Source organism: Halalkalibacterium ligniniphilum (assembly GCF_000334155.1).
Taxonomy (GTDB): Bacteria; Bacillota; Bacilli; order Bacillales; family Bacillaceae_D; genus Halalkalibacterium; species Halalkalibacterium ligniniphilum.
In genome coordinates this window covers 1-22,236 of the sequence record NZ_ANNK01000060.1, presented here as the reverse complement: position 1 = coordinate 22,236, position 22,236 = coordinate 1, and the positions used below count along the sequence as shown (strand labels likewise).

Below are 22,236 nucleotides of genomic sequence, written 5' to 3'. Positions count from 1 at the left end.
CCACTCCCCTTTTCTTTCCTTTTATATAGCGATACAATAGAAGAATGGATTTTTTTCAGAGGAGACTAAAATGGCCGAGACAAAGCGTTTTCTTTCAACAAACACGATTGATTCACTCTTGGATCGCTACTTTCAACCTCATATTGCTAGAAGAGGCTTGATTTATGCAGAAAAAGGATACGTTACTGAGGTTAATGCTCATTTAAACGGGAACATAAGTGCAATGGTTTATGGCTCATCTGCCTATGATGTGAGCCTCGCATTCGAACATTTTGAAGAAAGCAGCTGTTCCTGTCCATATCAAGGGTTTTGCAAGCATATGGCGGCTGTTTTGTATCAATTAAAAAAACCTGAATATCACCTTGATACAAATTTTTTTGGGATTCCTGCTCCCATTCAAGAAGCGCTCGAACGAGATGCTGTACAGTGGTATAAACAGCTTGTCACGTCCCATTATATGAGTGCGGCAGAATTAGAACGATTGGTGGCTGACATGAAAGAAGCGGTAAGGGAAAATGCCTCTTCATCTCCATGGTTTGGTTATTTTTTTATCGTTAAAGCAGTCTATTCATTAGCCCGCCACTTCCGTACTTTTTCGATGCAAGAACGTCGTTTTCAGCACTTTTTTTCGGCAATGAGCCAAGAAATCACCCATAGTATGTCCCATCTTGAAGATGCGGACTACCGCTTCTTCCTCGAGACCTTGCTTTTTTCTTTCGCATATGACTTGGAGGATGAACAGGCACCATGGGGGCGAATGTTGCTGTCCTTGATTCCAGCTCTTCCTGTTTCCACGTTGAAACCGGTTGACCAATTTCTTGAGCAGACACTGAAAGGGAGAGCTTCTCCAGTAAAAGGGATTCTTGCCTATAGCTATGTATCACTTTTACTTGGAAGAGAAGATACGGCTATCCATTTATTGCAGCGTCTCCCTTATCTGAATGAAAAAGATGTGCTGTTACATTTTTACTTGTTAAAAAAAAGAATGAAATGGACCTTAATCTCTTCTTGGTTTGCGCACCTATTCCCTTCTAAAGAGGGTTCATTCGGGAGCTTACAGCCTATCTATGATGAAATGCTCCTTCAACTAAGCGATGATCCAACTTCCACCTCTACTGTGTGGATAAGGTGGCTTCATGCGCCTTCCTTTCAGCGATTTCAAAATTTAACGAAGGGCTTATCCAAAAAAAGACGACAGGAAATTGTTGAGGAGCTTCTCCCTATGCTTAAACAACAATTAGATCAACCTGCAGCCCGAATGACGTATGTGCGTCTTCTAGTAAGTGAACAACGCTATGAAGAAGGACTTCATTATTTTTTAAAACGAGAAAAAGACCCTTTTCGAATGCCACCAGAAAAGCAGGAGCTTCTATCGTTTCTCGAAACTCGTGAGAGCGAGGCTCTTTTGCCCATTTATCATCAATTTGTCGTTCGTTTGATCGAAAAGAAAACACGCCCTCATTACGAGGAAGCGATCATTTATTTACGAAAGCTTAAGCACATTTATGAAGAGCATGAGAACCTAGAATCATTTCACACGTTTCTTCAGAAGCTGAAAAAAGCGTATAAATCGTATCGTGCTTTACTCAAGGAGTTGAAACAGCTTGAAGCCTAATTTTATTGTTCATGGAGGATGGCTAGAGGAGCGCTTCTTTATTTGGGCTGAGAAATCACCCCGCTCTAAATTTGAACAAATGGTTCCCTTTCAATATCCTTTTCTTTATTCACCGTTCGAATTAAAGCTTGCCATCTTTCGACATGATCAACCGTCCTACTACGGAACGTTTTTAGAAACGGACAAAGCGATTTTAGAGGTCCCGTTAGAGAAGCGTACCTTTCGTTCACCTGCTGGCACCACAACGGTTTACCAAGCAGAGGAAAGCATGACACGCTACCGTTTTCCGATTGAAGGGATCGTTCTTTCAGGAGCAGAGATTTTTGATCACTACCACACGCTCCACTCTCTTTTCACAACAGATGAATGGGAGATTGGCGATGACTTTCGATTTTGGCTTCATTTTTTTGCAGAAATTGAATGGTACATCAAGGAAGGGCAAATTATACCTTCCGCTAGTGGGCATTGGCAGTTGAAAGCCGATTGGAAAAATTGGGAGGAGATCATGCCACATGCCTGCCTCTCCCTTTCGCCAAATAGTGCGCTTATACAAGATAACGTCTTTAAACACCTTTCCGTTGAAAAAAGATTAGCTGAAATAGGAAATCATTTGGCTGACGCTTGGATTCGTTTACTTTTAAAAAGAACAGAGGTGAGCAAAGCATTCAGCCAATGGCAAAAAAGTACGGATAAAGCAGTTCAACCTGCTCTTAAAGCCCTTACTTCTGACCAATCTCCTTCATACAGTCATGTTTCAATGGAAGGATTTTTAGAAAAAGTAGGAGCGGTGCCCGTCGCACCTTTCGTTCCTGGCTTGGCTCTAAAAGAACCAGTCAATCAGGATGGGGACTGGTCACTGGCATTATGCGTCGTTGATCGGCAAAGCCCTTCATTTGTTGTAGAAATGAACGAGCTTGAAAAAGGACAGCATCCATGGCGAAGCAATCCGATTGCACTCTTAAAAACGCAACTGACAAAAGTGAAAGAGCATCTTTCTCTCCTTCAACCGTTGAGTTTGGCATCCCCCGTCCTTCGTCTTAGCAGCGATGATGCCTATCAGCTATTTACCGATTATCACGATTTAATTGAGGATGCAGGCTTTCATTTAATTGTTCCTCGATGGTTAAAAGACACGAAACATTTTCGTGTCCATTTAAAAATGGATGTTCATCAAAATCAATCTCAAGCTGAGCCATTACTAAATTGGCAAAGCCTTGCCTCTTTTCACTATGAAGTGGCTATTGGAGATACTCGCTTAACCGAAGAGGAATTTAGTCAGTATGTAGAAAGTCAACGACCATTTATTTATAGGAATGGGCAGTGGGTTGCCTGGGATCCAGAGCTTGCCGAACAATTACGCTCCTATTTAGATCAGCTTCATAAGCAAACAAACATGGACGCTTGGCGATTAGAACAAAATATGAACTTGGAAGTGGAAGGAATTGAAAAAGAGGTTGAATGGGAGATTGAATGGGGTGAGGACCTAGAGAAAGCTCTTGATGCGCTCTACCGGCAAAACCCTTCTCCGTTGCCCGCATTACCTAGGACGTTAAAGGCCGAGCTCCGCTCCTATCAAGAGCAAGGGGTTGCTTGGCTTGTTCATTTAAGAGAAGTAGGCTTTGGAGGCTGCCTTGCTGATGATATGGGCTTAGGAAAATCGGTACAAACCATCACCTACATGCTTCATATTCTTCAGGAGCAAGAAGCAGATCATTCACCATTTTTGCTGATCTGTCCAACCTCGCTGATCTTTAACTGGGTCCATGAATGCAAGCGGTTTGCCCCATCACTTCGTGTCTATGTTCACCACGGTTCAGCTAGACAGACAGAATGGTTAGACAAAAGTAAGTGGGATCTTGTGATCACCTCCTACCCTCTTGCTGTCCGAGATGAAGAATTTTGGCACCAAATGAAATGGAACGGACTCATATTAGATGAAGCTCAGCATATTAAAAACACAGAAACAAAGCAGCGTCAGGCGATCAAAAAAATCAAAGCGTCGCACCGTATTGCTTTAACTGGCACTCCGATTGAAAATCGTTTAAAAGAGCTATGGTCGTTAATGGATGTTTTAAACCCTTCCTATTTAGGAACGTTCCAACAGTTTTTAGAACGTTTTATTCGTCCAATTGAACGGGATGGCAACGAACAACAGCTTACAAAACTGCAGCAGCTTATTCGACCATTACTGTTAAGGCGAAAAAAATCAGATGCAAGCCTTCAACTTCAATTACCTAAAAAGCTTGAGACCATTCACCGCGTTCATTTATCCCTTGAACAAGCTGCCCTCTATCAAGCTGTCGTTGATGAGCTGCTTTCTGAAATTAACCGTGTATCGCAAATGGAACGGCGGGCACTGATTTTGAAAAGCTTGACGAAGCTCAAACAAATTTGTAATCACCCTGCCCATTTTTTAAAAGATAAACAGGTAGAGAGACATCAGTCTGACAAATGGGATCTGCTCCTTACCCTTTCAGACCAGATAATCGATCAAGGTGAGAAAATGCTTATCTTTACCCAATTTAAAGAAATGGGAACACTAATCACAAATGCGTTCCAAGATAAATATGGAAAAGAAATCCCTTTTCTCCACGGAAGCTTAACAAGGCAAAAAAGACAGGAAGCGATCGAACAGTTTCAAGAAAACAAAGAAATTCCTGCGTTTGTTCTTTCATTGAAGGCAGGAGGAGTCGGTTTAAATTTGACGGCAGCCAACCATGTCATTCACTATGATCGTTGGTGGAACCCCGCTGTAGAAAACCAAGCAACCGATCGCGCATACCGAATTGGTCAAACAGAAGACGTAACCGTTCATAAGCTGATCACGGAAGGAACATTAGAAGAGCGCATTGACCAAATGCTTTCAGAAAAGCAGGCATTAGCGGAGCAAGTGCTCTCAACAGGAACAACACGCTTTACTGAAATGTCAAATGAAGAATTATATGATCTCATACGACTGTAATAGGAGATGATGAAAATGGACCGGCAGGAGGAGCGATTTGTTCGCTACTGGCATTTAGCTTCAACGATTCCAAAAAGACCATTAACGTCTTCAGAAGATGAGAACACCCACTATCAAGCAGAGTGGCTTCAATTTCGCAAAGCACTCCAAGCTGAAGCACAGCGGGCATTCTCAAGAATAGAAAAGACAGACAAAGAGGTATAGACGTACGCTCATAGAAAAGCAGAGAATACCTAGCTGTAAATCTCTGCTTTTTTAAAAGATATGATTATTGAAGGTTCACAGCAATGGTTGTTGTCAAAGGTTCAACAGCCTTTCCATTTATTGCTTGAACGAGTACCTCAGCTTTTAGTTCATATGCTCCTGCCTCCATCGCTTGAATGGGAATCACTTCATTCCATTCAATGCTTTCACCTGGCAGGAGCGTTTCTTGAATAATAGCCATTGTGAACATTCGGTCATCCGAATAGCGGTATACAACATTCTCGTTGGGATCCGTTAAAGTAAGCTCATATTGCTGTCCTGATGCAAACTCTAGCTCAAGTGCTTCATTTAACTCGTTTGAAAGTAACATTTTCACATCGATCGTTTCATTCCCTCGTTGTGTATCAACAACAACGTGCAGCCCATCCAATTGAGCCTCCCCCCTCTTTTCCCCTTCTGCGACTTGCTCTTCTGTTTGCTCACCTTCCGTCGGCACATTCACCCCTTGACCACATGCAGCAAGGAATATCATCGCAAACGCGACAAGCGTCATGCCCTTTATTCTCATATGCAGGGCCCCTCCTCTTCAAGCCATTAGTCTTGTTTTCGAAACAACCCGAAAACACCTGTCGTTTGAACGATATTTGTAAAAGCCTCCGGATCCACATCCTGAATCACTTGCTTTAAATCATATAATTCATAACGAGTTAGAACGGTCATGAGCACCTCCTTATCATCTTCCATATAACCGCCTTTTGCAGGGATTCTCGTGATTCCTCTCGTTATCCGATCGTGAATCGCTTTTCGAAGTTCTACCGGCTTTTTAGTCACAATCATTGCCGTTAATTTGACATGCCTTGTATGGATCGCATCAATAATTCGAGATGTTACATATAATGTGACAAGTGTATATAACGCTTTTTCCGCATCAAACATGATTCCTGACGTTAGTACGATCAGGCTGTTTAATAAGAAAAAATAAATGCCTACAGGCCTGTCGCTAGATCTCGATAAAACAAGGGCGACAATATCTAACCCTCCAGAGGAGGCGCCAAATTTCAACGTGATACCTGCACCAATCGCTGCAATCACGCCTCCAAATACGGCATTCAACAAAATATCTGGAGAAAATTGATGGACGGGTAATATCTCTAGAAAAAGCGTCGTGAAAGCAACACTGACAAAGCTATAGATCGTAAAGGCCTTTCCAATTTTCATCCACCCTAAAATGGCAACAGGAATGTTTAATAAAAACAAAAGCACACCCGTTGAAATCGGTAAAACGGTTGCTAATAGTTGTGCTACACCCGTAAATCCGCTTGCAAAAACATTTGCAGGAATGAGAAAAAAATTAAGAGAGGCAGCTAAAAAAATAGCTCCTATAAAAATGACAATGATTTTTTTGATTTCAGTTAACATACTGTTTACTCCTGCCTACGCATGGCTTACGCCAATTTTATCCTTTAAAAGATGAGTCTCGAACCATTCGACACTCATTAGAACCGCTTCTCTTGAAACTTTATGATCGGCGCGAGAATCGCTAATAAACAAAAGCTTTTCTGGTTGTTCTTCATATTGCTTCTGAATCAATTGATAAAAGGATGGAGAAAACCGATAGGGAACAACTTGATCCCTCTCTCCATGCCAAATCATAAGGGGTCTTCCAGCCAGCTTCTCAATCTGTTTGGAGAGATCGTATGTTTCTAATGATGACAATGCTTTGTTTTTTGCTTCATCTGACCATTCAATCCCAGACTTGCTTAACATCTCTAATTGTCCCTCTGCAAAGGCCTGATAATACGCAGTGCCCATCAAGCTAACAGCTGTATGAATCCAAGGATATTGAGTAAGTGCACCATATGTAGTAATGGCACCCATTGATGTACCCATCACACCGATTTGCAGTTCAATCGTCAATCCTTGTGCAACGAAATGATTTTTAAGCAGTTCAAGCTCCTTAATGCTTTGGATAACAATGTTCCAAAAAGACAAATCTCGCTCTTTTCCTACTAGCTCTTGTTCTCGTTCCCCATGGTGCAGCGCTTCAGGAAGGAGTACCCGAAAGCCCTTATCTGCAAGTAAATAGGCATAATGCAAATTATGTTCTTTTGCACTTGTATATCCATGTAAGAAAAAAACAGTTGGTCGTGCTTGAGTCGAAAGGTCTGCTTTCACAACATGTAACGTTGGAATTTCTGCAATCGTTTCATGTTGAATCGTAATCATAATTGAACACTCCTCGTTCACTTTCATTTTTCCCTGATTATAGCATTGTCTTTTGCTCAAAGTAAAAAAGCCATCACTTTAGGATGGCTTGCTATTTTCTTGCTCGTGATGATTATAATATTTTACGCTGTAAAGGGCACCTTCTCCAACCATTTTTGCATCTTCTGTATCATGTGGGTCAGGATGTCCAATCTTGAGCTTTTGATTGGTTGCATCAAGATTATTTTTCTTTTTTATTTTTTCATATGTCTGCTTTACCATGCTTTTAGCTTTTTCACGCTTCTTTTCATCCTGCAAAATAACCGTCGCTGCCCCTGCAACTCCCGCAACCACCGTAGAAAGTAACGTCCATTTTTTCTTCATGCGACCATCTCCTTTCTCCCTTATTCAATCCTTTCCCCTTTCTTGAATTTTTAAACAAAAAAACATAAAAGCATTTTTTATGTTCAAACTAAGAAAACCCTATAAAAAAGGAGAAGTACAAATGACAAAGGATAATAACAAGAAAAAGAAAGACAATCAAGCGAAAAACCAGCTAAATAATCAGGCCTTTGAAAAAAATGCCGAGCAGGGGAAACACCAATATTCAAAAGACACTGATCACATATAACGATCTACTCTTCTCACACGGAACAGAAACAAATGCTTAAGGTTAGGCCTGTACAACATTTAAAGGTGATTTTTTCGAGAATGCATATACCGCTCCTCATCCTGTTCACGTCCCCTGCCCCTTTTCCTCAGTAAAGGGGAGAAAGCTTACGCTGCTTCCTCCTCTTCTTTACCGAACCCTTTTATATGATGGTTCCAGTAGCCAATTCGTTCAATCTCATTTTGTTGATTTGCAATAAACCAAATCGAGCCGTACTCCACATCATAAATAACGACTTGCTTTCCATCGATTTGCTCACGCACTGCCTGGCTTCCATACGCACGGGTCACCTCTGATATTCGATCCCCAACCTTCACTCCCTTGGAGGTTGGAAAATTTTCTGATGAAACAAGGATATACGAGACGGCGTCTTCCTTTATTTCAATTTGAATATCGGGGACTGACCCTTTACGCTTATATCCATAGCGATCCACATACGTAAATTCTTTCATCTCTCCATAAAAACCGATATAATCAGCCTCTTGCCCGAATCCAGTGTTCCAATGAATGTCCCCTAATTTCCGATTGACTTCATCCATTGATAAGCCGATCGAAATATCGGCAACCGTCATAAGGTCTGGCGTGCTTACATGAAGGATATTTTCAGACTCATACAAATACGCATCGAAACCGAGCCACCTTACATCTTCAATTGAAATCATGTCCCGATTTTGAATCGAGCGAATGTCTAGTTCAGCAAAAAGTTCAACTTCCTCTTCTGCCACATCTTCACCACGCAACAGTCTATTCACACCAAGATAGTCACCATTCCAAGTTGCATGAAAATCTGCAAGCTTCTCTAAAATAGGTCGCACCGGTAACCAAATCATTCCTTCATGACGTATAACTTGTCCGCCATAACGCTGTTCTTGGCCATCTAAATAAAACGCGATCGGCGTCGATGCAGAAGAAGGCTGTTGGAATGTGAGCTGCATCACAAATACAAGTAAAATCAATAAAAACGTTTTTTTCATCATTGAACATCCTTCATATCTTTTCTATCTTTTGCTACTATTTTACAACCAAACTTAATGATTGCCTACTACTTTCTGTTTTCGTTAAAGAATAAGATCCGGCTAACTGCCCAACGTAATTTCTTCGGTATGCTTTTTAAAAACAGCAAAAAGCATAAAGTCAGTTTGACTTTATGCTTTTTAGCTCTCTATGCTGTGTCACGCTCGACGACCTGTTACTAAACGGAAAATTAATAGAACAAGAGCGATTACTAATAGTAAGTGAATTAAATTCCCTGCAATTTCAAAGCTAAAGCCAAGTAACCATAAGACAATTAAAACAATCAAAATAGTCCACATACGATATCCACTCTCCTTTTCAAAGCTTCTGTTGCTTGATTGTTATGTTCCCTGTCTTTGAAAAAATGAAACTCAAATTTATTCCTCGTTCAACAAAAGTGTTGGCCTTGGCCCCTCACCGGTCAATTACTCCTAAATAAAAAGAAAAACTCTACAACTAGTGTAGAGTCCGACTTTATTCCTTTTCATAAAGCTCATTCATCTCTTGTATGACGCGTTCAAGACCATAGGCTAACTCTCCTGTCCACGCAAGCATGCCTCCGTAATAATTTTTTACATTTTCGATTCCTTGGTCCTTTAAGAAGAGAGCAACATGATGACTTCTTGATCCACTTCGGCAAACAAACACATACGATTTGCTCTGATCAAACTGTTCAGCCACTTTCGGTATCGTAGACATGGGAATCAAAGGAACACCTGGAATATGTCCTTCCTCATACTCATCTGGCTCTCGAACATCTATGATCATTGTTTCTTTATATTTTAATAAAGCCTTTAGCTCCTCAGCTTCAATTTGCTCAATTCCATCTTGAACAAATGCCATAAAAACCACCTCTTTCTTTATTTGTTCCGTACTTTATCGAACGTCCCATCCGTGGTCAATTTCCTGACGTTCGTTTTAAACGCCACAAACGATACGTATGCATCACAATCACTTTACCTACTGCATAGGTAGGAACCGCTAATAAAAGGCCAAGGAGCCCAGCAAAACGTCCTGCAACAAGCAACAGTAAGATGATCGTCAAAGGATGGATCGAAAGCTTTCTTCCCATAATTTGAGGTGAAATCACATTGCTTTCAAACTGCTGAACGATGATCACAACAACAATGACGAGAAGGGCCATTAGTGGTGAATCAAAAAAGCCGACAATCACTGCTGGAAACGTTCCAATCCAAGGTCCAATAAACGGAATAACATTTGTAAACATAGCAACTAGAGCAAGAACAAGGGGATACTCAAGCCCAATAATTAAATAGCCAATGTAACATAAAACACCGACACAAAAGCTTACGATGATCTGACCTTGGATATAGGAGCTTAGTGCTTTATCCATATCACTTAAGACTCGCTGACCCTCTTTTTGTTGCTTTTCCGGAAGAAGACGCAACACTTGCTTCGGTGCCTTCTCTCCCTCTTTTAGCATGTAGTAAAGGATGAACGGGAGAATAACAAGAATAATCACAACATTAGCGATAAATCCGAGAAAGGAAGCGATGTTTGACCCAAGTGAAGCGATAAATTCATTTAAATAATCAAAAAATCTTGAGGTTATGTCTTCAAGTGAAAAGTTCTCACTTTCTTGGAAGCGAGAGATGTATTCATTTTGCTGCAAGGAAATAAGCATATCTCTTCCCTCATTAATCAGCATTGGCATGTTTTGAACGAGTGAGTTGAACTGTCTTTGTAGCTCAGGCCCAATGACGAGAAATAGAAGGGTAATGATGGCGATCATTGATAAATAGATGATAAGAATCGCCAGCCCTCGAGGAATTTTCCTTGCCAATAGATTAACGAAAGGACGTAATAGATAATATAAAACACCTGCTAACACAATTGGTGCAAAAAGGGTTTGAACGAGTACAACGATTGGCTTAAAAATCCAATCCACAAGTGTACCTAGATAAATAATAAGAAAAATAAGCGCAATTCCATACCCAAATCGAAATGCTTTACTTTGCGGCATTAGTTAGTTAGTCCTTTCCAAAACAGTTTTCTATATTATATCATTCTTCTTTCTAGTGCCAATCTTCCGCTGGGATTTTTAGAAATTTTTCATAAAGCAATTTTAGCTCATCTTTTTTAGTATCATTTGTTTCTCATTGAATATGTTTTTCCAATGTTTCACTTAAAATATACCATCTGAAGCGGCTTTTCACCATCGTGAGAAGTCGCTCTTTCTTTTTGCTTCATCAATACTTGTAAAGCTTTTATTTTACAAAGTTTAACATCGTTCTAGTACGAAAGAATGAGTTCAAAAAAATGATTGAATTTTAGGATGGATGCTGTAAGATCTAGTGTAAGAAAGGCCCTTTTCCACTTATTTTTTCGATTGGTGTAACTTTCTACGAAACAAGATGGAACAAAATTGAACAAAGAAGAGAATTGGAGGATTTAAAAATGAAACACATTTTTCGCCTTTCCTTGCTAGCAGCCTTTGTCGTGCTAGGAGCTTGTGGACAAGGAGACCAGTCTGTTGATTCCTCAGAACCAGCAGATGCGATTGATACGGAGCAAAACGAAGAATTACCTGAAGAAACAACAGAGGATACAGTGGAAGCTGAAGAGTCAACAGAACCTGAGGAATCAACCGAGGCTCAAAGCTCAACAGAGGCTACGGAGGAAGCTATTGTTACTCCTGTAGAGCTATTTTTTGCTGACGCTGATGTCATGGCTATGTATCGTGAAGAACGAAGTGTAGAAGCAACAGAGGATAAGCTTTATCAAGCAGCCCTTGAAGCATGGGTGCAAGGCCCTGAAAACGGAGCCCTTGTTTCCCTGCTTCCTGAAGGAGTAGAAGTACAATCCGTTGAAGGCATTGACGGTGTTGCTCATGTTTCATTTTCTTCTGAGCTACTGAATGCCCAAGTTGGCTCTGGAACGGAAGAAATGCTTATCCAACAAATTGCTTTAGTGATGGCACAATTTGGTTTTCATTCAACGCAAATTTTGATTGATGGCGAGCCAGTAGCTGAACTTTTTGGACATATTGATACGAGTGTCCCCATTGAAGCAAATGATCCTGAGTCTTATGAAAAAATCGAATAACATTGAAACAGTTTTAGGTAGCGGTCTGTTCTCGTTTTTCTCGAGACAAGCCGCTATCTTTTTTATACTAATAATTCCCACCTACTAACCTCTTACACCCCCGACAGCACTACCTTTTCTAAAAATGGTTATAGTCTACTAGTTATTCTTATCAACCATCCTACACTTTACATATTATGGACTAAAAAATGAATATGCCAATCAATTATTTTTTTAATCATTTATCAGTTATATAGATTAGCTTTATATATTTGAAAGACAAAAAATTCTGTACAATCATTTCACATTTTCTTTGACAATCTATCAATCTCTTGATTAGAATTAAATTGTAGTGTGAATACCTATTTACGCATAAACTTCATAAAAAGGGGGAATTTGTATGAAAAGAAAACTTGGTTTCTTAACGGCAGGTTTGTTCTCAATCGGCCTCATTCTTGGTGCATGTGGTGGTACCGACACAACGATTGAAGCAGAGCCAGATGATCCGGCTACGGAAGAACCAGCAGCGGACGCGGAAGAATTATCGGAAAATTTCATCACTGAACTTCAAATGGGAACAGGCAGTACAGGTGGTACATATTATCCACTTGGTCAGGAAATGGCAAATGTTATGAATGACAACGTAGAATATGAAGGGTTTAACGTTAGTGCAGTTGCATCAGGTGCTTCTGTAGAAAACCTCGGCGGGATTTACCGTGGCGAGATGCAGCTCGGTATGACCGTTCATATCCCAGCACTTGAAGCGTTTAACGGTGAAGGAGATTTTGAAGGTGCACAGGTTGAAAATTTTGGCTTTATGGGTCACATTTATCCAGAAGTGATGCAGGTTGTGACAACTGCAAACACAGGGATTACTTCCATCGAAGACTTACGTGGTAAGCGCGTTGCCATTGGTCCTGCTGGTAGTGGAACGCAATCAGCTGCAAAACTCATTCTTGAAGCCTACGGTATTGAAGATGGCGATTATGAAGCATTTGAAGAAGGCTTTGGTGATGCTGCAGCACGATTACAAGATAACCAGCTTGATGCATCCTTCGGGTTACTCGGTTTACCAGCCAGCAACATTGAAGAGCTTTCCTTCCAACGTGAAGTTGTTATCTTACCAATTGAAGGTGATGCTCTTAATTACATCACAGAAAATAGTGATTATGGGCATCTAGAAATTCCAGCTGATGCATATGAATTCCTAGATGGACCTGTTGATACGATCACTGCCTATGCCATTCTCGTTGGCTCTACTGATCAAATTAGTGAGGAGCTCGGCTATGAAATTGTCAAAGGTCTTTATGAGAATGTCGACAGTATTTCTCATCCACAAGGGGTTCACCTTTCGTTAGAAAATATCTTAAACGGTTCTGAAGGATTACCACTTCATCCTGGTGCAGAAAGATATTTCAAAGAACAGGGCTTACTCAATTAATTCAATTCTTACAAGGGCTGGGCATCTCAACTGTCCAGTCCTTTTTTTGTAATAAAAACAATACTAGGTGGTGATCACTTTTGAAAGAGGAAAAAGCGCTAAGTAGCGAGGAAATACTAAGAAAATATGATAAAGAGTCTGCTTATCGAACGGACCTCCAGAAATGGATATGGGTTGTCTCAATTCTTGCTATTTCTCTGACACTATTTCAACTTTACACTTCTTTTCGAGGCCCATATGTCACGCTGATTCAAGGTGCCATTCACTTAGCTGGTGGATTGTCATTAATTTTCATCCTTTATCCTGCTAAACGCTCGTTGCTAAAAAAGCCAGGTGTTGCTTGGTATGATGGTATTTTAGCGCTTCTTGCATTAGCTGTTAACTTTTATATCGTTTTTGATTACACGCGGTTAACGAGCAATCAAGTGACAATTTTAGGATACACAGCATTGGATGTTACGGTTGCAACAATCGGAGTGCTTCTAGTACTAGAAGCAACTCGTCGAGCTGTCGGGCTACCGATCGTGATTATAGCCATACTAGCATTGTTATATGGTATGTTTGGTGACCGTTTTCCAATTTCACACTTCCGACATGCAGGGTTTGATTTTGATCGGTTAATGACAATGATGTTCTTTAATACAGAAGCCATTTTTGGCACACCCATCCGAATTTCTTCTACGTTTATTTTCTTGTTTCTCTTTTTTGGTGTCATGCTTACAAAAACAGGTATCAGTAAATTTTTTAATGATCTAGCTTTTAGTGCCACAGGTCGAATGACAGGTGGAACGGCAAAAGCCTCTGTTACAGCAAGCGCCATGCAAGGAATGGTGACTGGAAGCTCTGTAGCTAATACGGTTAGTACGGGGTCATTTACGATACCAATGATGAAACGTGCTGGCTTTAAGCCTGAGTTTGCAGCTGCCACAGAAGCTTCTGCTTCAACTGGTGGACAAATTATGCCCCCTATTATGGGTGCTGCAGCTTTTATTATGGCAAGTAATACAGGGATTCCTTATAGTGAGATTATCCTGATTGCCATTATTCCTGCCGTTTTATATTTTACGGGTATTTTCATGGGCACCCATTTTCAAGCGAAAAAACAAGGGATTTTAGGTTTACCAAAAGATCAGCTCCCTTCTGCAAAAGGGATTTTGAAACGAATTGACTTACTAGCTCCACTCATCACAATAATTGGTATGCTCTATCTTGGATATACGGCAACAACCGCCGCCCTATTTGGAATCGCTGCTGCATTTCTTGTCAGTTTGTTCCGTAAAGATACACGTATGGGCTTCCGCAATATAGTAGATACACTTGAACAGGGGGCACGGGTCGCCCTTCCCGTTATTGCTGCTTGTGCGACGGCCGGTATCATTGCTGGGACTGTAACCACAACAGGACTAGGAGGAAAACTTGCTGGTGGTATCCTTGATCTAGCTGGAGAAAGCTTTTTCCTCATTCTCTTTCTAACAATGTTTGCATGTATTCTCTTAGGGATGGGGCTACCGACTACTGCAAATTATGTTGTTACAGCCTCCATTGCTGCGCCTGCACTTATTGAGTTTGGTGTACCGGTTATCGCTGCTCACTTCTTTGTCTTTTATTTTGGCATCGTTGCAGATATTACGCCTCCAGTGTGTTTGGCCGCATATGCAGGTGCGGGAATTGCTAGGGCGAATCCTATGAAATCAGGAGTTGTTGCCTTTAAACTAGCAATTGCCGCCTTCGTCGTCCCATTTGCTTTTGTCTATAATCCTGTTTTATTATTACAAGATGCATCTCTTCAAACAATTATCATCCCTCTATTAACTGCATTTATAGGGATGCTAGCTGTTAGTGCTTCATTGATAAACTACTTTATTACAAATGTTACTATACTGGAACGATTGATTCTTTTTGCTTCAGGTATTGCGTTAATCTATCCAGAAGGCGTACTGGTATCTGGTATAGGTTTTCTAGTATTCCTAGGCATTTGTCTTGTTCAAGTCATCAAAGACCGTAAGAACAACTCACAGCAGGCTAGTGCATAATAGACCCACTTAAAAGGGCTTGACAAATTGTCACGCCCTTTTTTAGCATTTAAAGGATTCTATTTACGAAAGCAGCCTCACTAAACCGTTATTCATGAAACACATCAAAGGTCTCCCAAAGCTCCTCCAGCTGTTTGAGCCTATTTTCAACTTTCTCATGCTGAGATCGGGTCACTGCTGTTACAAGGGCACTGACAACACTTAAAGGCGCAGAAAAGGAATCAATAAATGAATTGATTTCAGTTGCTGCGAGTAGGACACGATCTCCATATGGAACAAGAGGAGACAGCACATGATCAGTGATGACTATCGTCTTTGCACCCTTTTGCTTCACATATTTCATCACCTCTACCGTACGTTTCGTGTAACGAGCAAACCCAAAGCCAATGACCAAGTCATCCTCTGAGATATCGAGCAAATGCTCTGATACACCATCTGCTTGCTCAACAAGTTCTGTGTTTTGCAGCACAAGATCGAGGTAAAATGAAAGAAACATGCCTAAGCTTGCCGCGCTTCGATAGGCTATAATATAGATCCGTTTTGCATTTACAATGTCCTCAACTGCTTGCTCAAATTCCTTCGGGTCAATTTGCTGTAAAGTCATTCGCAAATTCACAATATCATCGGCTAAAATTTCTTCAATCGCATGAGCAGGTGCCTCTTCCCGATCCGTGGTGCGAGCAAACACTTCAGCTGAGGTCATCTTTCGCTGCATCGCTTCTTGTAAATGCCGTTGCAAATCTGGATAACCTTCGTATCCTAAAAATACGGCAAAACGGATCACGGTTGCCTCTCCAACGCCAGCTTGTTTTGCTAATTTTGATGCGGTTAAAAAAGGTGCCGTTTCTGAATGAGCCGTTAAATAATTGGCAATTTTTTTTTGCGATTTGCTCATCTTTTCCTGATATTCTATCATCCGTTTATACACGTCGCTTTGTAGCATAGGGGTACTCATTCCTTTAGCTAGTGGCCCCTCCAAAAAGTTTCGTTAAAACGCGATCATAAGCATCTAATGTCTGCTCTATTTCATTCGATGTATGGGCTGTTGATAGACTGTAACGATTTAAAGGCTTTGTGTAAATGCCTTCACTTAATAAATTCATGTCTATCATTTTCCGTGTTGACAGATCGGCTCTTTGGAGGTCACGGTAATTTAATATCTCTCTATCCGTTAATACTACACTAAAGATGGAACCGCTGCCAACCGCTTTCATTGGAATCCCTCTTGCTGAAAACAAGGCTTCCAGCCCTTCTTTCAATGTGTCAGTTATTGAAAATACAGAGGTAATCTTCTCTTCTAGTGTCATGATTGTTTTTAACCCAGCTGCAAGAATCATAGGATGTCCGTTATAGGTTCCACTATGAAAAAGAACCTCTTTCGCCCCTGATTTCGCACTTTGGCTGCTATCAAAAACATCGGCTGAGGCCCGTGGTGCACTCGTCATCATAATATCCTTTGCCCCTCCTACAACACCTACCGGAAAGCCTCCTCCAACCACTTTCCCTAATGCGGTTAAATCAGGACGTACACCGTATATTGCTTGGGCCCCTCCTAAACCTACTCGAAATCCCGTCTTAACCTCGTCAAAAATTAGGACCATCTCCAGCTCTTTCGTTACCGCACGAAGACCCTTTATAAATGATTCAGTTGCCGGAATAAAACCACCTTGCATCGGTTCAAGAATCACTGCTCCAATCTCATCTTTATGTTTTCGTAATATTTTTTCACATGCATCTAAATCATTAAACGGAAGAATGATCGTATCTCGTTGTTCCCCATCTGTCATTCCCATTGATTCAGGTAGTGCAACGGGTTCATCCGCTGGTCCAGCAGCTTCAATGGAAGGATTTACACTATAAAGCACTTGATTGTAGCCTCCGTGATAATGACCTTCAAATTTAGCAATTTTGAATTTTTCTGTGTATGCTGCAGCAAGTCTTATCGCTAATAACGTCGCTTCTGTCCCAGAGTTCGTGTACCGGAGCCGCTCCATACTTGGATATAAGGATTGAAGCCTTTTCCCCATTGTCACTTCCAATTCATGTGGTGCTCCAAATAAGACCGTCCCATCCTGCTGCAGCTGCTCCATGATTGCTTGTTGAATGGCTTGATGACCGTGCCCAAGCATGAGTGCACCATAAGCGAGTAAGTAGTCAATATAGACGTTCCCATCCACATCTGTAAGATACGCTCCACTTCCCTTTTTCATTACGATCGGATACGGCGCAAAATGCTTAATGTTTGCTGTTACACCACCGGGCATCACATGTTCCGCTTCTTTCATAAATTGAGCCGAAGCCTTCGTTTTTTCTAAAAACATCATGACAGGATGATGCGTGCGTTCAATCGCCATCTTTACTTCCCCTCACTTTTTTAAATAGATATTTAAAAACATTTTAATTGAAAACCCTGTGTACCCTTATGAAAGGGAGGATGTGAGCAATTGTACCTCTTGGCCTACTCTCCTCGTCCTATAGCTTCGTCCCTTTTCTACAGAAAAAAGAAATAAATATTCCCTCCTTTCCATTTTATGAAGTATTTATTTCATTCTACACGACATCTGCCTATTTTTGAAGTATTTATTTCGTTTTTATTTAGATTTGAATGAATTTATTCATTATTTTTGAAATTTCCCCTTCAAATACTTTTAGTCTTGAAAAGTCAACGCTCATAATAGGCGAAATTTTGAATGATTCCTTTCATTTATTTATAATTATCGAATATTTCTTTCTTTTTTGACGATTTTCTCTTTTTCTTGTTATAATCAATTGGCAAGTGATCCGCTTGCTAGTTTACGAAGGAAGGTGATGAGAGTGGCGCAACCAAAATACATTATGGACGTGGACAAAATCCAGCAAATTCCCAAAGCGGAAAGGGAGAAGCTAAAGCAGATTACAGATAAGTTTGTCTTTCGCGTAAATGAATACTATTTAAGTCTCATTGATTGGAATAATCCGAACGATCCAATACGTAAGTTAGTCATCCCAAATGAGGGTGAGTTAAGTGAATATGGGCGCTGGGATGCTTCCGATGAAGACACGAACTATGCCGCTCCAGGGTGTCAACATAAGTATTCAACAACCGCTTTGTTAATTTGTTCTGAGGTGTGTGGTGCATACTGTCGCTATTGCTTCCGTAAGCGTCTTTTCCGTAACGATGTCAAAGAGGCAATGTCAGACGTGGATCCAGGTCTTGATTACATTGCAAAAACGCCTGAGATTAACAATGTCTTACTTACAGGTGGCGATCCACTGATTCTCGCCACAAAAAAGCTCCGTTACATCATTGAAAGACTACGTTCTATTGACCATGTAAAAATCATCCGTATCGGCTCCAAGCTCCCTGTTTTTAACCCAATGCGTATTTATGAAGATGAAGAATTATTAAATCTCATTCGTGAATATTCAACGCCTGAACACCGCATTTATATTATGGCCCACATTAATCATCCAGTCGAAATTACAGCTGAGGCAAAGAAAGCATTTGAAGCCCTCCATGATGCAGGGGCAATCGTTGTCAATCAAACGCCTGTATTGAAAGGAATCAATGACGATTCTGATGTGTTGGCAGAGCTTCTTGATAAATTATCATGGGCTGGGGTTACGCCATATTATTTCTTCATTAACCGCCCAGTTGCTGGCAACAACGACTTTGTTCTTTCGTTGGAAGAAGTCTATAACATTGTTGAGGAAGCGAAGGGGAAAACATCAGGATTAGGAAAGCGAGTTCGTCTTTCAATGAGCCACACTTCTGGGAAAATTGAAGTACTGGCAATTGAAAATGGTAAGGCTTATTTAAAATACCACCAATCACGAGATGGACATTACGGTCGATTTATGGTTTTAGACTGTCCCAAGGATGCTGCCTGGTTTGATGATCTCCCAGGGAATGAGCAATATTGGGAGCCTCCAAAGAAAAAGGTCGAGACCGTCGTCTCAGTGAACGAAATGCCAGATATGCCGCAAAAGAAAAAAAGAAAGGCGGCTATGAATTAAAACAGATCCAAAAAGCGTGAGGAAAGCCCTCACGCTTTTTTCTTATACTAAGCATACCAACATCACAAAAGTGGAAAGCGGGCCCGTATACAGTGATAAGCGCTGGAATTTCTGCCCCTGTAGCCAGGCAGCTTAGAAATGCTATCTTTTCTTTCTTTGAACGAAGAAGAGAGACAGCAGCCAGCGTACCTCTCCTCTCTTCTAACCAAGCACAGCCCGATCGCTTTCCAATTGTTTTCCTCGAATTCGTTGAAACTCATGAAGCAGCTTTTCTATCGTTAACGTTTGTTTTTTCTCAGCTGATACATCGAGAATAATTTGACCTTTATCCATCATGATTAGGCGGTTTCCTAGATCAAGGGCTTGCTGCATATTGTGAGTAACCATCAGCGTTGTCAGCTTAAATTTTTTCACAATCTCACCAGTTAACGTTGTAATTAGCTCTGCCCTTGAGGGATCCAGTGCAGCTGTATGTTCATCCAATAATAAAATGCTCGGTTCTGTAAATGTTGCCATTAATAAGGATAATGCTTGCCGCTCCCCCCCTGATAAAAGGCCCACTTTTGCCGTAAGTCGATCCTCTAACCCTAGGTTCAACGTCTCCAAGTAGGTTCGGAACAGCTCTTTTCTTTTTTTCGTTACACCGAAGCGTAAGGAGCGTTTTTTATTACGAGAATACGCCATCGCCAAGTTCTCTTCTATTGTCATGGCTGGCGCTGTACCTGCCATCGGATCCTGAAAAACACGACCAATGAACTGGGCACGCTGATGCTCCGCTAAATGGGTAACTGGCTTATCGTTAATGAATACATCCCCAACATCAGGTGTTAAAGAGCCTGAAATCACATTCATCATCGTTGACTTTCCGGCTCCGTTACTGCCAATAATGGTGACAAATTCACCTTTTTTCAACGTAAGATTAACGGATTGGAGAGCCTTCTTTTCATCAGGTGTCCCCTCGTTAAACGTTAATGAAAGCTCATGAAGATGAAGCACTGCTTTCACCATCCTTTGCAACAGCGTTTGCAGAAAGTGCCGCTCGTTTGGCTTTCCGTTTCTGCTTTTCTCTTCGACTTTCTAATAGCTTTGGTGTTACTAATGCTGCGATAACAAGAACGGCCGTAATTAAACGCATGTCTCCAGCCTCCAAGAAGTCCACTCGAAGAGCCATGGTGACCACAATGCGGTAAATGATCGCCCCACCGATGACAGCAAGTGTCGTGCGAGCAATCGTTTTCGTTCCGAAAAGAGCTTCACCGATAATAACAGAGGCAAGACCAATGATGATCAGTCCAATGCCCATCCCAGCATCGGCAAATCCTCCGTATTGGGCAATAAAGGCTCCTGACAAGGCTACAAGACCATTTGAAATGCCAAGACCAAGAATAATAAGAAAATCAGTATTGGCTGAAAAACTGCGAATCATCCGTTTATTATCACCTGTTGCTCGTAAGGCAAGCCCTACTTCGGTTTTTAAAAAGTAATCTGTCGCAAATTTAATAATGAGTGTCACAATAAGCATAAAGACAACAATAGCCCAAGTCCGCGGAAGCTGCGATAAACCGAAAAAAGCAATCATTCCATTTAACAGTTTGTCAATACCCAAGCCCTCCCAAACCCCACTTAGCTGTGTGAACAAGGTGGACTCATTAAGCAATGGAACATTCGGTCGACCCATAATCCGCAAATTAATAGAGTAGAGAGCAATCATCATTAAAATCCCTGCAAGCAGCGGATTAATTTTCCCTTTTGTATGCAACAAGCCTGTAAAGCAGCCTGCTACAAAGCCTGCAAATACAGAGAACAACGTTGCCAGCAGTGGCGGTACACCGTTCACAATGGAAATGGCAGCCACAGCAGCCCCCGTCACAAAGCTTCCGTCTACCGTTAAATCAGGAAAATCTAAAATACGAAAGGACAAGTAGACCCCAAGTGCCATGATGGCATAAATAATACCCGATTCAACGGCTCCAAAAATCGAAATAAACATACCATACCCTCCAGATCTGAAAACCGACGCTGCCCATTATGACAGGTCGGTCTCCGTTTCTTCCTTAATTGATCATTTCAGCTAAACTATCCCACTCGTCATTCCATTCAATTCCTTGTTCTTCAGCTGCTTCTCGATTAATAAAGAGCTGCATATTTTCAGGGTATTCAACAGGAATATCAGCCGTTGTCGCATCCCCATTTAAGACATCAACAGCCATTTCTCCTGCACGGTACCCGATTGTGAAATAATCAATGCCAAATGTTGCAAACCCGCCACGTTCAAGTGAATCAGGCTCACCAACAATAAGTGGAATATCTTGGTCATTCGCAACTCCAACAACCGTTTCTAACGCAGACACAACCGTATTATCAGTCACAACGTAAAATACATCCACTTCCCCAACAAGCGTTGTCGCTGCTTGTTGTACCTCTGAAGATGAACCAACTGTGCGCGTTACCAAGCTCAAGCTTGTTCCGTCCGCTGCAGCTTCTACAGCTTCAATTTGAGCGACAGAGTTAGGTTCTCCAGCATTATAGATAAGACCGACCCTTGCATCAGGAAAATAATCGTCGATAAAAGCAACGGTTAATGCAATCGCATCAGGATGGAGATCAACAACACCCGTAATGTTCTCACCTGGTTCGTCCATTGCTGACACAAGTCCCGCACCAACAGCATCTGTTACAGATGTAAAAATAATTGGAATATCACTCGTTGCTTGTAAAGCACCTATTGCACTTGATGTTGAATTAGCAAAAATCAAATCCACTTGATCAGCAACAAAGTTATTTGCAATCGCACTCGTATTGTTTGGGTCGCCTTGGGCACTTTGGAAATCGTAGCTCGCTTCAATCCCTGCATCAGCTAAAGCCTGCTGGAACCCTTCGTAGGCTGCATCTAAGGACGGGTGCTCAACAATTTGGGTAGCCCCGATTACATATGCCTGTCCTTCCCCAGCCGCTGGTTCCTCTTCTTGCTGGGCTGGTGCTTCCTCTTCTGGTGACGCTTCCTCTGTACCACAGGCTGTTAGCGCCATTACGCTAATCAAGGCAGTGCCT

General features: G+C 41.4%; 21 protein-coding genes. 8 read left to right on the top strand and 13 right to left on the bottom strand.

The window, feature by feature from the left end; genetic code table 11:
• Positions 1–70: 70 nt before the first annotated feature.
• The 3 genes from BLT_RS22630 to BLT_RS0105880 are packed head-to-tail and all read left to right on the top strand — an operon-like array spanning position 71 to position 4,781.
• Complete coding sequence (locus BLT_RS22630) at positions 71–1,615, top strand: SWIM zinc finger family protein (protein ID WP_017726881.1); 1,545 nt, start codon at positions 71–73, stop codon at positions 1,613–1,615.
• A complete protein-coding gene (locus BLT_RS0105885) occupies positions 1,605–4,577 on the top strand; it encodes a DEAD/DEAH box helicase (RefSeq protein WP_017726880.1) in 2,973 nt (990 codons plus the stop codon). The genes BLT_RS22630 and BLT_RS0105885 overlap by 11 nt, the downstream gene beginning before the upstream one ends.
• 15 nt (positions 4,578–4,592) lie before the next feature.
• Entirely contained in the window at positions 4,593–4,781 is a 189-nt protein-coding gene (locus BLT_RS0105880; RefSeq protein ID WP_017726879.1) for a hypothetical protein, read from the top strand.
• A 64-nt stretch (positions 4,782–4,845) separates the two neighbouring features.
• On the opposite strand, the gene BLT_RS22625 is transcribed toward BLT_RS0105880, so the two are convergent.
• The 4 genes from BLT_RS22625 to BLT_RS0105860 form a co-directional block, all read right to left on the bottom strand.
• Positions 4,846–5,349, bottom strand: coding sequence for a BsuPI-related putative proteinase inhibitor (locus BLT_RS22625; protein WP_017726878.1), 504 nt, complete (start codon positions 5,347–5,349; stop codon positions 4,846–4,848).
• A gap of 26 nt (positions 5,350–5,375) precedes the next feature.
• Positions 5,376–6,200, bottom strand: coding sequence for a YitT family protein (locus BLT_RS0105870; RefSeq protein ID WP_017726877.1), 825 nt, complete (start codon positions 6,198–6,200; stop codon positions 5,376–5,378).
• A gap of 15 nt (positions 6,201–6,215) precedes the next feature.
• A complete protein-coding gene (locus BLT_RS0105865; protein WP_017726876.1) occupies positions 6,216–7,007 on the bottom strand; it encodes a prolyl oligopeptidase family serine peptidase in 792 nt (263 codons plus the stop codon).
• A gap of 78 nt (positions 7,008–7,085) precedes the next feature.
• Complete coding sequence (locus BLT_RS0105860; protein WP_017726875.1) at positions 7,086–7,370, bottom strand: hypothetical protein; 285 nt, start codon at positions 7,368–7,370, stop codon at positions 7,086–7,088.
• A gap of 121 nt (positions 7,371–7,491) precedes the next feature.
• Here BLT_RS0105860 and BLT_RS23620 point away from each other — a divergent pair, with 121 nt between their 5' ends.
• Positions 7,492–7,617, top strand: coding sequence for a DUF3941 domain-containing protein (locus BLT_RS23620; protein ID WP_017726874.1), 126 nt, complete (start codon positions 7,492–7,494; stop codon positions 7,615–7,617).
• Positions 7,618–7,763: 146 nt separating this feature from the next.
• Here BLT_RS23620 and BLT_RS0105850 read toward each other — a convergent pair whose 3' ends face one another.
• The 4 genes from BLT_RS0105850 to BLT_RS0105835 all read right to left on the bottom strand — a co-directional run bounded on the left by BLT_RS0105850 (position 7,764) and on the right by BLT_RS0105835 (position 10,654).
• The gene (locus tag BLT_RS0105850) at positions 7,764–8,630 is read right to left on the bottom strand and encodes a hypothetical protein (protein ID WP_017726873.1); all 867 of its coding nucleotides are present in this window, start codon (positions 8,628–8,630) and stop codon (positions 7,764–7,766) included.
• Between the two features lie 198 nt (positions 8,631–8,828).
• The gene (locus BLT_RS23615; RefSeq protein ID WP_017726872.1) at positions 8,829–8,969 is read right to left on the bottom strand and encodes a lmo0937 family membrane protein; all 141 of its coding nucleotides are present in this window, start codon (positions 8,967–8,969) and stop codon (positions 8,829–8,831) included.
• 175 nt (positions 8,970–9,144) lie between these two features.
• Complete coding sequence (locus tag BLT_RS0105840; RefSeq protein ID WP_017726871.1) at positions 9,145–9,513, bottom strand: rhodanese-like domain-containing protein; 369 nt, start codon at positions 9,511–9,513, stop codon at positions 9,145–9,147.
• A gap of 55 nt (positions 9,514–9,568) precedes the next feature.
• Complete coding sequence (locus BLT_RS0105835) at positions 9,569–10,654, bottom strand: AI-2E family transporter (RefSeq protein ID WP_017726870.1); 1,086 nt, start codon at positions 10,652–10,654, stop codon at positions 9,569–9,571.
• A 434-nt stretch (positions 10,655–11,088) separates the two neighbouring features.
• Here BLT_RS0105835 and BLT_RS0105830 point away from each other — a divergent pair, with 434 nt between their 5' ends.
• The 3 genes from BLT_RS0105830 (at position 11,089) to BLT_RS0105820 (ending at position 15,189) form a co-directional block, all read left to right on the top strand.
• The gene (locus BLT_RS0105830) at positions 11,089–11,736 is read left to right on the top strand and encodes a GerMN domain-containing protein (RefSeq protein ID WP_017726869.1); all 648 of its coding nucleotides are present in this window, start codon (positions 11,089–11,091) and stop codon (positions 11,734–11,736) included.
• 379 nt (positions 11,737–12,115) lie between these two features.
• A complete protein-coding gene (locus tag BLT_RS0105825; protein WP_017726868.1) occupies positions 12,116–13,156 on the top strand; it encodes a TAXI family TRAP transporter solute-binding subunit in 1,041 nt (346 codons plus the stop codon).
• Positions 13,157–13,236: 80 nt separating this feature from the next.
• The gene (locus BLT_RS0105820) at positions 13,237–15,189 is read left to right on the top strand and encodes a TRAP transporter permease (protein ID WP_017726867.1); all 1,953 of its coding nucleotides are present in this window, start codon (positions 13,237–13,239) and stop codon (positions 15,187–15,189) included.
• 88 nt (positions 15,190–15,277) lie between these two features.
• Here the strand turns inward: BLT_RS0105820 and BLT_RS0105815 are convergent, their stop codons facing one another.
• Both BLT_RS0105815 and BLT_RS0105810 read right to left on the bottom strand, forming a co-directional pair.
• The gene (locus BLT_RS0105815; protein ID WP_017726866.1) at positions 15,278–16,132 is read right to left on the bottom strand and encodes a MurR/RpiR family transcriptional regulator; all 855 of its coding nucleotides are present in this window, start codon (positions 16,130–16,132) and stop codon (positions 15,278–15,280) included.
• Positions 16,133–16,148: 16 nt separating this feature from the next.
• Complete coding sequence (locus tag BLT_RS0105810; protein WP_017726865.1) at positions 16,149–17,543, bottom strand: aspartate aminotransferase family protein; 1,395 nt, start codon at positions 17,541–17,543, stop codon at positions 16,149–16,151.
• 460 nt (positions 17,544–18,003) lie between these two features.
• On the opposite strand from BLT_RS0105810, the gene BLT_RS0105805 reads away from it, so the two are divergent.
• Entirely contained in the window at positions 18,004–19,185 is a 1,182-nt protein-coding gene (locus tag BLT_RS0105805) for a KamA family radical SAM protein (protein ID WP_017726864.1), read from the top strand.
• Positions 19,186–19,386: 201 nt separating this feature from the next.
• Here BLT_RS0105805 and BLT_RS0105800 read toward each other — a convergent pair whose 3' ends face one another.
• The 3 genes from BLT_RS0105800 to BLT_RS0105790 all read right to left on the bottom strand — a co-directional run.
• The gene (locus BLT_RS0105800) at positions 19,387–20,193 is read right to left on the bottom strand and encodes an ABC transporter ATP-binding protein (RefSeq protein WP_394295500.1); all 807 of its coding nucleotides are present in this window, start codon (positions 20,191–20,193) and stop codon (positions 19,387–19,389) included.
• Complete coding sequence (locus tag BLT_RS21505; RefSeq protein ID WP_017726862.1) at positions 20,165–21,175, bottom strand: ABC transporter permease; 1,011 nt, start codon at positions 21,173–21,175, stop codon at positions 20,165–20,167. Before BLT_RS21505 ends, BLT_RS0105800 begins: the two co-directional genes overlap by 29 nt.
• A 64-nt stretch (positions 21,176–21,239) precedes the next feature.
• On the bottom strand, positions 21,240–22,236 hold a 997-nt coding region (locus tag BLT_RS0105790), incomplete at its 5' end, for an ABC transporter substrate-binding protein (RefSeq protein WP_017726861.1).

Excerpts from the sequence above, each read along its gene's own strand:
- BLT_RS22630 (WP_017726881.1), top strand. The coding sequence starts at position 71 with ATGGCCGAGACAAAGCGTTTTCTTTCAACAAACACGATTGATTCACTC.
- BLT_RS0105880 (WP_017726879.1), top strand. The coding sequence starts at position 4,593 with ATGGACCGGCAGGAGGAGCGATTTGTTCGCTACTGGCATTTAGCTTCA.
- BLT_RS22625 (WP_017726878.1), bottom strand. The coding sequence starts at position 5,349 with ATGAGAATAAAGGGCATGACGCTTGTCGCGTTTGCGATGATATTCCTT.
- BLT_RS0105870 (WP_017726877.1), bottom strand. The coding sequence starts at position 6,200 with ATGTTAACTGAAATCAAAAAAATCATTGTCATTTTTATAGGAGCTATT.
- BLT_RS0105865 (WP_017726876.1), bottom strand. The coding sequence starts at position 7,007 with ATGATTACGATTCAACATGAAACGATTGCAGAAATTCCAACGTTACAT.
- BLT_RS0105860 (WP_017726875.1), bottom strand. The coding sequence starts at position 7,370 with ATGAAGAAAAAATGGACGTTACTTTCTACGGTGGTTGCGGGAGTTGCA.
- BLT_RS23620 (WP_017726874.1), top strand. The coding sequence starts at position 7,492 with ATGACAAAGGATAATAACAAGAAAAAGAAAGACAATCAAGCGAAAAAC.
- BLT_RS0105850 (WP_017726873.1), bottom strand. The coding sequence starts at position 8,630 with ATGAAAAAAACGTTTTTATTGATTTTACTTGTATTTGTGATGCAGCTC.
- BLT_RS23615 (WP_017726872.1), bottom strand. The coding sequence starts at position 8,969 with ATGTGGACTATTTTGATTGTTTTAATTGTCTTATGGTTACTTGGCTTT.
- BLT_RS0105840 (WP_017726871.1), bottom strand. The coding sequence starts at position 9,513 with ATGGCATTTGTTCAAGATGGAATTGAGCAAATTGAAGCTGAGGAGCTA.
- BLT_RS0105835 (WP_017726870.1), bottom strand. The coding sequence starts at position 10,654 with ATGCCGCAAAGTAAAGCATTTCGATTTGGGTATGGAATTGCGCTTATT.
- BLT_RS0105830 (WP_017726869.1), top strand. The coding sequence starts at position 11,089 with ATGAAACACATTTTTCGCCTTTCCTTGCTAGCAGCCTTTGTCGTGCTA.
- BLT_RS0105825 (WP_017726868.1), top strand. The coding sequence starts at position 12,116 with ATGAAAAGAAAACTTGGTTTCTTAACGGCAGGTTTGTTCTCAATCGGC.
- BLT_RS0105815 (WP_017726866.1), bottom strand. The coding sequence starts at position 16,132 with ATGCTACAAAGCGACGTGTATAAACGGATGATAGAATATCAGGAAAAG.
- BLT_RS0105810 (WP_017726865.1), bottom strand. The coding sequence starts at position 17,543 with ATGGCGATTGAACGCACGCATCATCCTGTCATGATGTTTTTAGAAAAA.
- BLT_RS0105800 (WP_394295500.1), bottom strand. The coding sequence starts at position 20,193 with ATGGTGAAAGCAGTGCTTCATCTTCATGAGCTTTCATTAACGTTTAAC.
- BLT_RS21505 (WP_017726862.1), bottom strand. The coding sequence starts at position 21,175 with ATGTTTATTTCGATTTTTGGAGCCGTTGAATCGGGTATTATTTATGCC.